Source organism: Acinetobacter oleivorans DR1 (assembly GCF_000196795.1).
GTDB classification, from domain to species: Bacteria; Pseudomonadota; Gammaproteobacteria; order Pseudomonadales; family Moraxellaceae; genus Acinetobacter; species Acinetobacter oleivorans.
In genome coordinates this window covers 2,955,098-2,970,210 of record NC_014259.1, presented here as the reverse complement: position 1 = coordinate 2,970,210, position 15,113 = coordinate 2,955,098, and the positions used below count along the sequence as shown (strand labels likewise).

The window sequence follows — 15,113 nt, the reverse complement described above, 5'->3', positions numbered from 1 at the left end:
TTTTTATTATTCGTTTGAACTCATCACATGTTTAACGCGGGTATATTCTTCAAAACCGTAGCCAGATAAATCTTTACCATAACCTGATTTTTTGAAGCCGCCGTGTGGCATTTCTGCGGTTAAAGGAATATGGGTGTTAATCCAAACTGTACCGAAATCAAGTTCACGAGACAGACGAGTTGCACGGGCATGGTCTTTGGTCCAAACACTTGAAGCTAGGCCATATTCAACATCGTTGGCTTTTTCAATCGCATCATTTTCATCTGTAAATTTTTGAACAGTGATGACTGGTCCAAAAATTTCATTTTGAATGGCTTCATCTTGTTGTTTTAAACCACTAATAACAGTTGGTTCAAAATAGAAGCCTGGACGGTCTGCCTGTTTTCCGCCTGTTTCAACTTTGGCGTGAGCAGGTAAGTTATCAATAAAGGCTTTAACATTTTTCAATTGATTGGCATTGTTGAGTGGACCATAAAGTGCATCTTGATCATCGGGTTCACCAAAGCGGGTATTTTTTGCTGCTTCAACTAACTTGCTTAAAAACTCATCATGAACGGCTTCAGACACAATCACACGTGTTGCCGCAGTACAGTCTTGTCCTGCGTTGAAATAACCAGTTAATGCAATCATTTCAACTGCTTTATCGATGTCGGCATCTTCAAAAACCACGACAGGCGCTTTACCACCAAGCTCAAGATGAGCTTTTGCTAAATTTGCTGCGGCAGAAGCTGCAACCTGTAATCCGGCACGAACAGAACCTGTAATAGAAACCAGAGCAGGTGTTTTATGAGATACAACTTTTGAACCTACCTGAGCCTGACCTAACACCACGTTAAATGCGCCTTTAGGGAAAAAAGGTGCAGCAATTTCTGCCAGTAAAAGCGTACTTTCAGGGGTGGTATCACTTGGTTTTAGTACCACTGTGTTACCCGCAGCCAAAGCAGGTGCAATTTTCCAAACAGCCATCATAAGTGGATAGTTCCAAGGCGTAACTTGACCAACTACACCGACTGGTTCGCGGCGAATAGAAGAGGTTAAACCTTCTAAATATTCACCTGAAGCTGTGCCATTGAGTAAGCGGGCAGCGCCTGCAAAGAAACGCACTTGATCTGCCGATGCACCTACTTCTTCCGATGCAATTAAGTGTTTTAACTGACCTGTATTACGACTTTGCGCCTCAATTAAACGCTCCGCATTTGCTTCAATAGCATCTGCCAAATTCAATAATGCTTTTTGACGAGTTGAAGGTGTGCTGCGTCCCCAAATTTTGAATGCTTCTTTTGCAGCAGCATAAGCTGCATCAACTTCGGCCTCCGTTGCATTCGGTGATTGTGCATAAACTTCACCAGTCACTGGGCTTACCAAGTCGAAATAATCATTTCCTTTGCTAGCAACATATTCGCTGTTAATAAAGTGTTGTAGTTGAGTTTTAGCCATTTTTTATACCTTGTCCTTAGGTTTTAACATATAACATATAATACTATATGTATTATGTTTTAAATTTTCTGTCAAATGCTTTGATGAGGGGAGTGAGTGAAAAAAGTTGGGATTTAAATCAAATTAGAAATTAAGTTTTTGATTTGATTATTTAAAAAATTAAAAATTTATTGAAGATTTTTAGAAGAGGCTCTTTGTCGTACTCGTTCAGTAGATTTGATGAAAAATAATAGAATAATTTTTCTAATTGAGAGCAGCTTGATGAGCCAGATCTTGTGCTTAGCTCATCAATTTCGAGTTCTTATTTATTGAAATTAAAATGAATAATTAGGTCTTATGACTCGCAAGCAGAATGCTAGTTTCACTGTTATAAATACCTGAAATGTTCCTGATTCTCTCTAAAACTTTGTCGAAGTTTTCTAAGGTATCAGAGCGTAGCTCGACCAAAATATCCCATTTGCCATTGGTTTTATGCAAACATTCAACGGCACTTTCTAGGCGTAGTTCTTTAATCACAGACTGAGCTTTGGTCCCTTCAACCATAATGCTCATCCATGCACGAATAACGTTGCGTTCAGCATTGGGTTTAAACCGTACTGTATATCCGGTAATGATGCCTGAAGACTCTAAATACTCCATTCTCTTTTTAATAGTTGCTCTTGAAACGTGAACTTTTTCGGCTAACTCGGTAACAGACATCCGTGCGTTATCTTTAAGTAAACCTAAAATAATTTGATCAATGTTATCCATATTGTAATTGTCAATTATCAAATTGGTAAAAAATAATTCATTTTTTGCTGAATTACAAATTTTGTGAATCAATTTGATTTTGAATAATAGGGTCATCAGCTAACCCTCATAATTTTAATTTAATGGACTAGATAAAATGAATAATTTTGCAGTTTCACGTAGTGACTTTAACGAGTGGATGGTTCCAGTTTTTGCACCGGCAAATTTCATTCCGGTACGTGGCGAAGGTTCACGTATTTGGGATCAAGAAAATAAAGAATATATTGATTTTGCAGGCGGGATTGCAGTAAACGCATTAGGTCATGCGCATCCAGTGGCAGTAAATGCTTTAACAGAACAAGCAACAAAACTTTGGCATGTAGGTAACGGTTATACCAATGAACCCGTTCTACGCCTTGCAAAACAACTCACCGAAAATACATTTGCAGACAAGGTTTTCTTCTGTAACTCAGGTGCAGAAGCGAACGAAGCTGCATTAAAACTGGCTCGTAAAGTTGGTTTAGATAGCGGCGTTGCTGGTAAAAGTGGCATTGTGGCATTTAATAATGCTTTCCATGGCCGTACCTTATTTACCGTTTCAGCGGGTGGTCAACCTAAATATTCACAAGACTTTGCACCACTTCCAAACGGAATTAACCATGTTGCCTTTAACGATTTAGAAGCTGCAAAAGCGGTGATTAATGAGCAAACATGTGCAGTCATTGTTGAACCGATCCAAGGTGAAGGCGGCGTTATTCCTGCTGACATCGAATTTTTAAAAGGTTTACGTGCACTGTGTGATGAGTTTGGTGCCTTACTTATTTTTGATGAAGTGCAAACTGGTGTAGGCCGTACAGGCGCACTTTATGCCTACATGAACTCTGGTGTTATTCCAGATGTGTTAACGACTGCAAAAGCATTAGGCGGTGGCTTCCCGGTGGGTGCAATGTTAACAACTGATAAATTTGCTCCGCATTTTTCAGTGGGTACACATGGTACAACTTACGGCGGTAATCCGTTAGCAAGTGCGGTTGCCGGTGCAGTATTTGAATTTATTAATACGCCTGAAGTGCTTGAAGGTGTGAAAGAACGTCATGATTACTATAAAAACGCTTTAAATCAATTAAATGAAAAATATGAAATCTTTGAAACGATTCGTGGTGAAGGGTTACTGATTGGTTGTGCCTTAAAAGACAAATTTGCTGGTAAAGCAAAAGATATTAATAACCTTGCAGGTGAAGAAGGTTTACTGAGTCTTATTGCAGGTCCAAATGTTCTACGTTTTACGCCGTCTTTAATTATTCCATTTGCTGATATTGATGAAGGCTTAAAACGCTTTGAACGTGCGCTTGCTCGCTTTGTGGAAATTCAAAAGGACGAACAAGCAGCATGATGATTATTCGCTACATCGAACCTAATGATGTTAATGACCTTTACCTGTTGGCGCAAAAAGCGGGTTTTGGTTTGACATCTTTGCAGCCCAATATGGAAAAACTTGCTGCTCGTATTGAGCGGGCTTGTAAAACTGTCGCAGGAGAATTATCAAAAGCAGATCAGGTCTATTTATTTGTTTTAGAAGATACTGAACTCAACAAAGTCGTTGGTGTTTGCGGTATTGAAGTCGCACTTGGTTTAAAAGAGCCTTGGTACAACTTTCATGTAGGAACCCAAGTTCATGCGTCAGAACCGTTAAGTGTTTATAACGCTTTACCTACTTTGTATTTGAGTAATGACCATACCAACTGTAGTGAGCTTTGTACTTTATTTTTAGACCCTGACTATCGCTTAAATAAAAATGGCAAGTTTTTATCTAAAGTTCGCTTCTTGTTTCTGTCAGCATTTCGCCAATATTTCGAAGAAACGATTGTTGCTGAAATGCGTGGATACTCTGATGCAAATGGACAATCACCATTTTGGAATGCGGTAGGTCATAAGTTTTTTAATATTGAATTTACCAAAGCCGATTATTTGAGTGGAGTCGGGCAAAAGGCTTTTATTGCTGAGCTAATGCCAAGACATCCACTCTATGTCGATATGTTACCTGACGATGCTAAAGCTGCGATTGGTATTGTTCATCCAAATACTCGACCAGCTTACAACCTCTTGCTTGAAGAGGGACTACGCTATAAAGGCTATGTCGATATTTTTGATGGTGGTGCGACGCTGCAAGCTGATATCGAAAATTTACGGGCAATTAAAGAGAGCCAGTCTGTAACGGTTCAAATCGAACAGCCTCAAAATATCGCTGTAGGTGATGAAGCTTACATTGTGGCTAATGATGACTATGAAAATTATCGCTCGATTCTTGTGTATAGCAAACCTCATGAGAACATATTGCAGTTAACGAAAGAACAAGCAAAACAATTGAATGTTGAAAATGGCTCTTTAGTTCGGGTGCTAAGTGTTCAAGTTAAACAAGTTTCGAGTCCTGAAGTGGTCAATAAACTCAAAGCGACTGAACATTTTCGAATGGCTGTTAATTAAGCAGAAATTACTATACATTTCACCAAATTTAAGAAGGAATACTATATTATCGCTAGCGCAAGATGGGCATATGGATAAATGCAATCTTGCTCACTGAGCTGGGATTAATTAGCCTGATTTTCTATATAAAGAGTAAGTAAATAAAATATTTAATTAAATTATATATTTTAAATATTTATTGAAGTTATATTGAGGAAAGCGGGCTAATATAATAATGAAGGAAAGGATTAATGATTAATGATTATTGTTATAGGTAATAGCTTTTAAAAAGGAATTTATAAGGTTTTAAGTGGTTTAATAATATTTTTAACATGATTTAATGGACTAAATTAATAATCATATAATTTATTTATTATTAAAGCATTTACGACGGTTGCTATAAATTGGAGTAAATATTACATGAGTAAGAATAACGGAAAGCAGTTCCTGGAAGGAGATCTTCTTGGTAGTCAACATATGACTGAACAAGAAGAAGAGAAATTGCAGCGCTCATTAACCAATCGTCATATTCAGATGATCGCAATTGGTGGTGCAATTGGTACAGGATTATTTATGGGTTCCGGGAAAACATTAAGTGTTTCGGGTACTTCAATTGTTTTAACCTATTTAATTATTGGTTTCTTCTTTTTCTTCGTAATGCGAGCAATGGGTGAATTGTTGCTTGCGAACACTAATTTTAAAACCTTCGCCGATTTTGCAACGGCTTATCTTGGTCCGTGGGCGGGTTTTTTCCTTGGTTGGTCGTACTGGTGTAACTGGATTATTACTGCGATTGCCGATGTGATTGTGATCGGAGGGTACATGCAGTTTTGGTATCCCGATTTACCCGTTTGGATTCCTGCATTTACTTCATTGGCCGTCTTAACCATACTCAACTTTGTGGCCGTTCGATTGTTCGGTGAACTTGAGTTTTGGTTCTCACTCATCAAAATTACTGCAATTATTCTGTTTATTTTGGCTGGTATTTATTTAATTGGTACTGGTTTTACTTCTCCAAATGGGGTTAAGGCCTCAATGAGCCATTTGTTCGAAACACAATCAATGTTTCCTTATGGTGTAACAGGTTTCTTAGCTGGCTTCCAAATTGCCATATTTGCGTTTGTGGGTATTGAGCTAGTTGGTACAACTGCTGCTGAAACTAAAGACCCGCATACCTCACTTCCAAAAGCAATTAACTCTATTCCTTTACGTATTTTATTATTCTATGTGGGCGCATTGGTTTGTATTATTGCAGTTACATCTTGGGCTAAGGTTTCACCAGAAAAAAGCCCATTTGTAGAAATGTTTACATTGGTAGGGTTACCAATCGCGGCAGGTTTAATCAACTTTGTTGTTGCCACTTCGGCACTATCTTCGGCAAACAGTGGAATCTTTGCGACCAGCCGTATGTTATATGGCTTAGCTTTAGACAACGATGCACCTAAAAGCTTTAGTAAGCTGTCAAAAAGAAAAGTTCCCATTCGCGGCCTCGTATTTTCAATGGCTTGTGTAACTCTTGGAACATCAATTCTATTCATTGTTCCAAATGTTATGACGGCATTTACGATTATTTCAGCGCTCACTTCAATTTTATGTATTTTTACATTCATGCTGATTGTACTTTCATATATTTATTATCGTAAGAAAAGCCCTGAATTACATATCCAGTCAAAATATAAAATGCCAGGTGGTTTATTTATGGCATGGATGACAATGTTATTTTTAGTCTTTACTATAGTAATTTTAGCTTTAGATCATGACACGTTAATTGCTTTAGAGTTTTCACCAGTATGGTTTATTGGTTTGTTTATTGCCTATAAATATAAAAAGAAAAAGATGTTGCAGCTTGATATTTTAAAAGCACAAAAGGTTGATTATATTTAAGTCGAGTATAGTTATTTTTATATTAAAGCTAGGTGAGTGCCTAGCTTTTTTTATTCTCTTAAATATTGAGATATATATTGTGTTTATGTAAAATAGTGTGACTATACGTACAATTCTGTATATGAGATGTTAACTAAAAAATTTATAACTTCTTCCCTTATTCTTTTTGCGGGTTTTCACCAATATGTCTATGCGATTGAAGATGTTTCTTTACCGAGCCAGGTGCTTCAAGATCAACGTTTAAAAGAGCTTAACCAGCAAATACAAGACCAGCTTGCCCAGCAAACTCCTTACCAAAACACCAAGCCATTACAGGACTTTAAGCATCTGGTTGTTGAAGAGAGTCCATGTGTGGCGGTTAAACAAATTAGTCTTGTCCCTTTAAATGACCAGTCAGAGTCTGAACTACAGCAATTTAACTTTGTGGTTAAAGCTATAAAAAAACACCCACAGAATGTTTTGGGTAAATGTATTGGAACCCAAAGTTTACATAACATCGTGAACTATGCCCAAAACGAACTTTTAAAAAAGGGTTTTATTACCAGTCAAATTGTCGTGAGTCCGCAAGACTTAAATCAGGGTAATTTAAACCTGAGTGTGCAAATCGGTCGCCTGAATAAAATCATAATTCAGGAAGGGAAAATTTCCTCATTACAGCTTAAGACAGGCTTGCCATTTAAAGCAGGTGACATTGTAAATCTAAAAAGGCTCGATCAGGGGTTGGAAAATCTCAAACGTGTCTATGCGGTAGATATGCAAATTGCCCCTGCAAATAGTCAAGATAAAGAATTAACGGGCTATAGCGATTTAATACTTAAACTTCAGCCACTACAAAAAGTTAATTTTAATTTAAGTGTAGATGATTCGGGTAATCAGGATACTGGTACCTATATGGGAAACATCGGGTTAGGCGTCAATAACCCATTTCATTTAAATGATATTTTATCGTTAAACGTGAGTCACTCATTAGATGACTTTCATGAAGACTTAAACCGAAGTTACTTTATTAGTTATCAATTGCCTGTTGGTTATTATGATTTAGGTCTTAGCTACAATGACTATCAATATAAGCAAACAGTCTTAGGTGCGAATGGTCCACTGCTTTACCATGGTAACAGCCAACAAGCCAACCTGAATTTGTCTCGTGTGATTAGCCGTAGCGGGCAGCATAAAACTAGTCTGTATGGAAAACTTTATCATAAGGAAAGCCAAAGTTTTATTGATGATGTTGAGATTAATGTCTTACACCGTAGAACCTCAGGCTGGAATTTAGGGTTTCAGCATCGTCAATATTTAGGAAATGCAGTATTAGACGGCAGCATCGATTACCGTCGTGGGATGGGGGTAGGTGCCCGAACTGCACCAGAAGAAAATATTACCAATATTGAGGGGAAACATCTTCCTGTTGAAGGTTACTCCCGTGCGCCACTTTTAAGTGCCGATCTGCGTTTTAGCACACCATTCCTTTTGCTCGAAAAACCAGCTCAATATCGCCTTAACTGGCGTGGACAATATGCACCAAAAATTTTAGTACCGAATGACCGCTTTTATATTGGTGGTCGCTATAGCGTGCGTGGTTTTGATGGTGAGCTCATGCTTTCCGGAGATAACGGGCAGTATGTACAGCAAGAAATTAGCTTGAATGCACCAATTCCAAATACCCAGTTTTACATGGCGGTCGATCAGGGCTGGGTTAATGGGCGTAATAGCATACCGGGTCAGCGTTATTTACTCGGGAGTGTTTTAGGGCTACGCACCTATCAAAATAGTTTTTATCTGGATGCCTTTACAGGTCGAGGGCTAATTGCACCTGACAGCATAAAAAAAGACTGGGTTACCGGTTTTAGTATCAACCTTTCTTATTAATTTACTTTAGAAAAGACTTAATTCATGAACAAGAATAGTTATCGCATTATTTATAGCAAAGCACGTCAAATGTTTGTGGCGGTGGCCGAAAATGTACGAAGCCAAACCAAGGCATCAGGCCAAAGTGAAGCAAGTACCCAGAGCAATATTAATAACACTGAATCTCAGGCATTTCATCAACTCTGGCAAGTGAAAGCATTGGTTGCCAGTATAAGTTTGTGGATGCCTTTAGCACCTGTCTATGCGGGTATTGTGGCGGATAGTGCAGCAAATGCTGCGAATAGAGCAGTGATTGGTGCTGGTAAGAACTCGGCTGGTACAGTTGTTCCTGTCGTTAATATTCAAACTCCCAAAAATGGGATATCTCATAATATTTATAAACAGTTTGATGTACTGGCTGAAGGTGCCGTCCTGAATAACAGCCGCCAAGGGGCTACGACACAAACGGTAGGAAACGTTGCAGCCAACCCGTTTTTAGCTACAGGTGAAGCACGAGTTATTTTAAATGAAGTAAATTCATCAGCGGCTTCACGCTTTGAAGGGAACTTGGAAGTTGCAGGGCAAATGGCAGATGTGATTATTGCCAACCCATCTGGTATTAGTATTAAAGGTGGTGGCTTTATTAATGCCAACAAGGCAATTTTCACCACAGGTAAACCTCAGTTAAATGCTGATGGTAGTATCAAGCAGTTTACGGTTGACCAAGGAAAAATTACGGTTTCAGCAAACCCTAATTCTAAATTTGGACTAGGTGGAAATAATAACGATGCAAATTATGTAGACCTCTATGCGCGTGCATTAGAACTTAGTGCTGAACTACGTGCTAAAAATGATATTCAGGTCATTGCCGGGGCGAATAATGTCAGTGCAGATTTACAGGATGTTACTGCTAAAACTGGTACTGGAACCGCACCGACATTGGCGGTAGATGTTAAAGCGCTGGGTGGGATGTATGCCAATAATATTTACTTGATGGGAACTGAAAAAGGTTTGGGCGTGACTAACGCAGGGACTATTCAGGCAGTAAATAATCTGGTGATTACCAGTGCCGGAAAAATTGAACACAGTGGCACAATCAGTTCGACCAGTAAAACCCAAGGTTTAGTGAACATACAAACAACGGGTACTGATGCAGCTGCCGATATCAACTCATCAGGCAGTATTAACAGTAATAGCATGCTAAATATCGATTCAGGTAATAATCTGAATGTAAATGCTAAAGAAATTCTTATTAATGTCGGTAGCCTGGCTTCATCACCTTTAATCGTTAATGCCAAAGGTAATATCAATCTGGCTGCTGATACCCGCATTATGGATGACTCACAAGGTGGAGATGTCTATATTGATGCAGCGAATATCAATCTTGCCGCTGGATCAGAACTCAAAAGTAACCGTGGTACAGCAACCATACAAGTACAAAAAGACTTGGTTGCAGCAAAAGGCGCAAAACTGATTGCTGCCAAAGATTTAAATGTTTTAAGTAACGGTAAGTTATCACTTACAGAGAACCATATACAGGCATCATTAGGTTCAATCAATCTACAAGCAAATTCGGCTAATACCCAAAACTTGATTGATCTTCAAGGCGGAACGATTTATGCGGGTAAAGATCTAAACCTGTATAGTTCAGGAGATCTGAATCTAAAGAATCTTGGATTTTCACTTGAAAATGCTGCAACCAGAGTTAAAAACATTAAAGCCTATAGTGGACGTGATCTGGTCTGGAATAATGCTGACAAGGCACTTCCCCTTATTACAGGTATGGTTCAACTTGATGCAGCCAATAATTTAACCGTTACAGCAAAAGAAATTTCCAATAAAGACAGTATCCAACTCCATGCCAATCAAATAACACTCAATAGTGCACTGACGTCACAAAAAAATATTGATGTGAGTTCCGAAATTGCTGATCTTGTTTTAAGTCAGGCACTCAAGGCTCAAGGTGATATTAATCTAACCGCACTTGCTGGTGGAGTTACTGCAAATAGCTTAAAGGCCACATCTTCGGCTGGAAAGATTTCTATACTTGCTAATAAAAATATAAATTTAAACTCGACCCAGACAACCAAGGCGATGCCTTCAGCTGATAAAGATGAATTAACAACTGATCAGACGGTTATTAGTGGTTTAAGAGGCGTAACGCTTGGCTCGATTGGTGATGGCACCGTTAACTTGCAATCAGTACAAGTTAATGCGAGTCAGGGCGATATATTAGTTTCGAGTAATAATGGAATCAATCTAAAAGTTAATAATGATGTAGTTGTTACTGGGGATACGGGCCGATTTAAAACGGTAAATAATGTTCTAAAGGGACAAACTGTTTCGATAGAAAATAGTAAATCTGATATTAAAATCCAAAATACAGACCTCAGCTCTACGGTTGGTAAACTTGCGATCAATAGTAGAGCAGGTATGAGCACAATTATCGACAGTGTATTAACATCAAAAGGTAATACCGAACTCTATGCAAAAGATTTACTGACTTTACAGGGGGTGAATGCTACATCAGACCAGCATCTGGCAGTAAGCTCTGGTCGTACGGTTTATAGCAATGCTGAGTATACGCCAGCGACCAAATGGATTGCGGATAAAGTAACCAATTTAACATCTAAAGGGGTGACCTCTGTAACGGCTACAGGAAACCAAGTATTACAAAATACAAATTTAACAGGTGGGGCTGTTTTATTAGAGGCGGGTGGTTTTATTGCAGGTCAGACTGGATTGAACTTAAATGCGGTCGGAAGTGATTTACTCAAGAATGATACAAAGTTAAATAGTTTAAATGGTGACCTAACAATTCAAACCAATTCTAACTTAACGATTGATCCAAAAGTTTATAGTTTAAAAGCAGTGGGGGATATTGAACTTGTTTCTAAAACGGGTACTTTAATGTTAAAAGGCTATGGTGGAACTGCGGGGAATGGCTCGGAACAAGTTGTTAAGTTGGATACAGCAAATGGCGGTATCAATTTAGAAGGTGCTAAAGTTGATATTCAAGGTTCACAGTTAACAGCACTAAAAGATATTAAGATCGTTTCAAGTAAAGATGATGTGCTAGTTGATGGTGTAAAAAATAATTTTTCTAGTATACAAAAATTAAATTTAGCTCAAGATTATTCTCTAGAGTTAGATAGGATAAATAAAGAACGTGTAAAGTTACAATCACAAGAATATCTTAATGATTTTTCTAATATGCAAAAGAAATATCAATATTATAATCAAGTGCTTAATAAATATTGGGATCGTAGTACTTTAGATCAAAGTAAAAATGAAAATGCAGTACTTTGGGTTAATGCATATAATGACTATCATAAAAATTATAATGAATTTAAAAGTAAGTATATGGTGAAAATAAATTATCCAATCCTTGGAGAACCTCCTATATTAATTAGCTTAATGGATGGCTCTCCATTTTCGGCAGATTACGTTTTTAGTTTTAAATATGATGATGATTATATTAATGATGTCAAAAGAAATGAGATTTTTTATAAATCAAATCTAAACGGATCTGAACATGCTGAGACTAAGTTAACTTCTAAATCAGGAAATATAAATATTACTTCTGCTAAAGGATTATCTATAAGTGGTGGAAATATTTCTGCTCAAACGGGACAGGTGAATTTAGAAGCAAGTGGTATTTTAGCCGAACAGTATAAATCTACAACCACTACAGAGACTAATCCACAGCCAAGAATATTAAATGCAAGTATTATTGTTGATGGTCATACAGATTTCTATGATAAAGGAAATGAAAATGATGACAACTATAGCATGCGAACGTTAGTCAGTCCTACCATTATTAATGGCGATAAAGGGGTTAATATTAGAACTGTAGGTAAAAATAACGGTGATAATTTGGTATTACAAGGTACTGGTATTATCTCAAAAAATGGTGACGTAAAAATAGAATCAAATAAAAGTATTTTATTTGATGCCGCTGTTGAACAAAGTTATGACCGTACAATAACTACTGAAAAGAAAAAATCTTGGGGTGGTTTAAAGAAAAAATATATTACGACTGTAGCTGAGAATAATGAAACAAATGCAGCTTCAGTTGATATTTCTGCAAAGAATATTTCTATTGAGACAAAGAAACTAGATCCATCTGTAGATGCTAAAACCCCAGATAATAATATTGATATTTATTCTGGGCGCTTTACTGCCGAGGGTGGAACAATTTCTATTAACTCTGGGGGGAATCTTAACCTTTATACGGTGGAAGAGAGTTCTAGGAGTGATGTGGATATTACGAAAAAATCATCGTTTGCAGGTATTAAATATAACACGTCTAAAACTAATGCAACGCGTACTCAAGTTACTGAAATACCTGCAACCTTAAAAGCAGATTATATTGGGACAAAATCAGTTTATGATACAAGACTTTTCGGAACAGAATTTGAATATTTAATCGGTTCTACACTTGAAGCTGGTGGTAAGTTAGAACTCATTGCAGCAAAAACGTCTATTACTGACTTATTAAAAAAAGAAAAAAATTCTGTAGTTTGGCAGTCAATGCAGGATAAAGGCTCAATTACTGAAACTGCTCAATTACCGAGTTTTAATGGTCCACTTTTACCTACCTTTAAAGCGGCAGGTGGTTTAAGTGTACAAGTTCCAATTAGTGAAAAAGACGTTAATAAAGTTGAATTGCGTAATGAAATTCTAAAACTGGCAAATCAGCCAGGAAATGCTTATCTCAAAGAATTAGTTAATCGAAAAGATGTAGATTGGCAAACAGTTCTATTAACTCAAAAAGATTGGGATTATAAGTCACAAGGTTTAACAGGTGCTGGGGCAGCAATTATTGTCATCATTGTAACAATTGTTACGATGGGTTCAGGTACGGCGGCGGCGGCTGGTGCGGCAGGAGGGGCTGCTGCAAGCGGTACTACTGTTGGACTTGGCGCAAGCATGCTCGGTGCTGCTGGCGTTACTACAACAGCAGCAGGAGCAATCGTTCCATCAGCTCTAGGTGCCATGGCAAATGCAGCAATCACCAGTCTGGCAGCTCAAGCAAGTGTAGGATTGATTAACAACGGCGGAGATATTGGTAAAACGTTAAAAGATTTAGGAAGTAAAGATTCTATTAAGAATTTAGCAGCATCTGTAGTTACTGCCGGTTTAATGAGCCAAGTTAGTTCTGCATTAAATTTAAAACCAGATAGTACACTTCTACCAGACCGATTGGCTAATAATTTTGCATCGTCCGTAGGATCAACTTTAGTACAAACTGCGATTAAAGGGGGAGATCTCGGAGATAACTTACAGGTTGCATTACTAGCAGGTTTAGCTGGAGCATTACAAGGAGAGTTGGCTAGCCAGATTGGGACGAGTTTAGATAAAGTCGATCCTAATGTATTTGAATATACACTTCATAAAATTGCACATGCTGTCGTCGGATGTGCAGCAGCGGCGGCTACAAAACAGAGTTGTGAAGCGGGTGCAATTGGGGCAGGGGTTGGTGAAATAGTTGCAGAGCTTATGATTCCAGCAGGTAAAAATGCACTCGATCTAACAGATGCCGAAAGAACAAAAATTAAGGATACAAGTAAAATCGTTGCTGGAGTAACAGCAGCCTTTGTTGGCTATGATGTTAATACTGCTGCGAATAGTGCGAATGTGGCTGTTGAGAATAATAGCTTAGGTAAATTAGCAACAACAGCAGGAAAAGCGGCATATAGAGTAGCTAAAAGAATTACTGATATGCCAGCCTCAGTAAGAGCAAATCTTAAACCCGACGATGTTATTAAGATTTTTAAGGAAGAAGGTGTTCAGGGAGTAATTGATATTGGGGACAATATCAAAACTTTGATTAGCCCTACATCCACACCTGGGGATAGAGCATTTGCAGCAATTGATTTGCTAATAGGTATTGATTTAAAAGCAGGGAAGAATGTTGATGTATTGAAAGTTGATAAAAAAATAATAGGAAAAAACTTCCCAGCTGAAAATTTATCTTTCGATGAAAATAAGTTTAAATATCTCTTTGGAAAAGCAGCTTATGATCCTCATAACACGCCAAGAAGTTTACAAAACAAAGAACAATTGGCTTCAGTAGGCATTTTTGATGATAATAAGGGGCGCGAGCGTATCATTATGCATTTAACTGATACTGTAAGTCGATCTGATAATATTTCTGAGACTTTTATAAAGAAAATTAATGGAGTTGATAGAAAATTTGAAATTAGAGACTCTCTGCTTTCTGGCCCTATGGGAGTAAGAAAAGCAGAATCGACATTTGAAATTATGCCAGATGGGCAACGTAGATTTTCTACTATTATTATTAAAGGAGGTAAGTAAATGTCTGAATATTTGATCCCATCGTGTGATGAATTATCTTCCATTTTTGGATGTGATTGTTGGGTAGATGATAATCATATTCAAATAATGAAATTCATTGATGAAGATGAAAATGAGTTGAGTATCTATATTGGACAGGTTGATGATAGCGTCAAAGTAATTCTTAATAGCGATTCTTTGAAATTAACAGATATTTATATGGAAAATCTTAGAGAGTTTTTTTTAGATGAAGATAAACAAACTATAAAAATGATATTTAATGAACCTTATAGAGTAATTGTTGAGATAAAACTATGGAGTAAATTTTTAATAAAAATAAGTGCTATGGATTCTTGATGTACTAAGTTTATAAACTATTTTGTGTAAGATTCATCTTTATATTAGATTTTTTGATAAAATAATAATGCTTCTGCTTTTTAAGGCAGAAGCATTAT

Annotated in this window: 8 protein-coding genes; 6 read left to right on the top strand and 2 right to left on the bottom strand. The window is 37.4% G+C overall.

Annotated features, from left to right (window positions below; translation table 11 throughout):
* Positions 1 to 6: 6 nt before the first annotated feature.
* Both AOLE_RS13895 and AOLE_RS13890 read right to left on the bottom strand, forming a co-directional pair.
* Complete coding sequence (locus AOLE_RS13895) at positions 7 to 1,437, bottom strand: gamma-aminobutyraldehyde dehydrogenase (RefSeq protein WP_013198555.1); 1,431 nt, start codon at positions 1,435 to 1,437, stop codon at positions 7 to 9.
* 327 nt (positions 1,438 to 1,764) lie between these two features.
* Positions 1,765 to 2,187: an Lrp/AsnC family transcriptional regulator gene (locus AOLE_RS13890; RefSeq protein WP_002001056.1), complete on the bottom strand. Its 423-nt coding sequence runs from the start codon at positions 2,185 to 2,187 to the stop codon at positions 1,765 to 1,767.
* A gap of 136 nt (positions 2,188 to 2,323) precedes the next feature.
* Here AOLE_RS13890 and AOLE_RS13885 point away from each other — a divergent pair, with 136 nt between their 5' ends.
* From AOLE_RS13885 to AOLE_RS13860, 6 genes are all read left to right on the top strand, one after another.
* On the top strand, positions 2,324 to 3,559 hold the full coding sequence (locus AOLE_RS13885) for an aspartate aminotransferase family protein (protein ID WP_013198554.1): 1,236 nt from the start codon (positions 2,324 to 2,326) through the stop codon (positions 3,557 to 3,559).
* Positions 3,556 to 4,650 (top strand): arginine N-succinyltransferase, encoded by a 1,095-nt coding sequence (gene astA / locus AOLE_RS13880; protein ID WP_013198553.1) that lies wholly within the window; start codon positions 3,556 to 3,558, stop codon positions 4,648 to 4,650. Before AOLE_RS13885 ends, astA begins: the two co-directional genes overlap by 4 nt.
* Positions 4,651 to 5,049: 399 nt before the next feature.
* Positions 5,050 to 6,513: an amino acid permease gene (locus tag AOLE_RS13875; protein WP_023274294.1), complete on the top strand. Its 1,464-nt coding sequence runs from the start codon at positions 5,050 to 5,052 to the stop codon at positions 6,511 to 6,513.
* A gap of 126 nt (positions 6,514 to 6,639) precedes the next feature.
* Positions 6,640 to 8,379 carry a ShlB/FhaC/HecB family hemolysin secretion/activation protein gene (locus AOLE_RS13870; RefSeq protein ID WP_013198551.1) on the top strand — a complete coding sequence of 580 codons (1,740 nt, stop codon included), beginning with the start codon at positions 6,640 to 6,642 and terminating at the stop codon, positions 8,377 to 8,379.
* A gap of 24 nt (positions 8,380 to 8,403) precedes the next feature.
* Entirely contained in the window at positions 8,404 to 14,679 is a 6,276-nt protein-coding gene (locus AOLE_RS13865) for a two-partner secretion domain-containing protein (RefSeq protein ID WP_013198550.1), read from the top strand.
* Complete coding sequence (locus AOLE_RS13860; RefSeq protein ID WP_013198549.1) at positions 14,680 to 15,015, top strand: hypothetical protein; 336 nt, start codon at positions 14,680 to 14,682, stop codon at positions 15,013 to 15,015.
* Positions 15,016 to 15,113: the final 98 nt, after the last annotated feature.

What these genes read in the sequence shown, in the direction of transcription:
- AOLE_RS13870 (WP_013198551.1), top strand. Translation starts at nt 6,640, where the DNA reads ATGTTAACTAAAAAATTTATAACTTCTTCCCTTATTCTTTTTGCGGGT.
- AOLE_RS13865 (WP_013198550.1), top strand. Translation starts at nt 8,404, where the DNA reads ATGAACAAGAATAGTTATCGCATTATTTATAGCAAAGCACGTCAAATG.
- AOLE_RS13885 (WP_013198554.1), top strand. Translation starts at nt 2,324, where the DNA reads ATGAATAATTTTGCAGTTTCACGTAGTGACTTTAACGAGTGGATGGTT.
- AOLE_RS13895 (WP_013198555.1), bottom strand. Translation starts at nt 1,437, where the DNA reads ATGGCTAAAACTCAACTACAACACTTTATTAACAGCGAATATGTTGCT.
- AOLE_RS13875 (WP_023274294.1), top strand. Translation starts at nt 5,050, where the DNA reads ATGAGTAAGAATAACGGAAAGCAGTTCCTGGAAGGAGATCTTCTTGGT.
- astA (WP_013198553.1), top strand. Translation starts at nt 3,556, where the DNA reads ATGATGATTATTCGCTACATCGAACCTAATGATGTTAATGACCTTTAC.
- AOLE_RS13860 (WP_013198549.1), top strand. Translation starts at nt 14,680, where the DNA reads ATGTCTGAATATTTGATCCCATCGTGTGATGAATTATCTTCCATTTTT.
- AOLE_RS13890 (WP_002001056.1), bottom strand. Translation starts at nt 2,187, where the DNA reads ATGGATAACATTGATCAAATTATTTTAGGTTTACTTAAAGATAACGCA.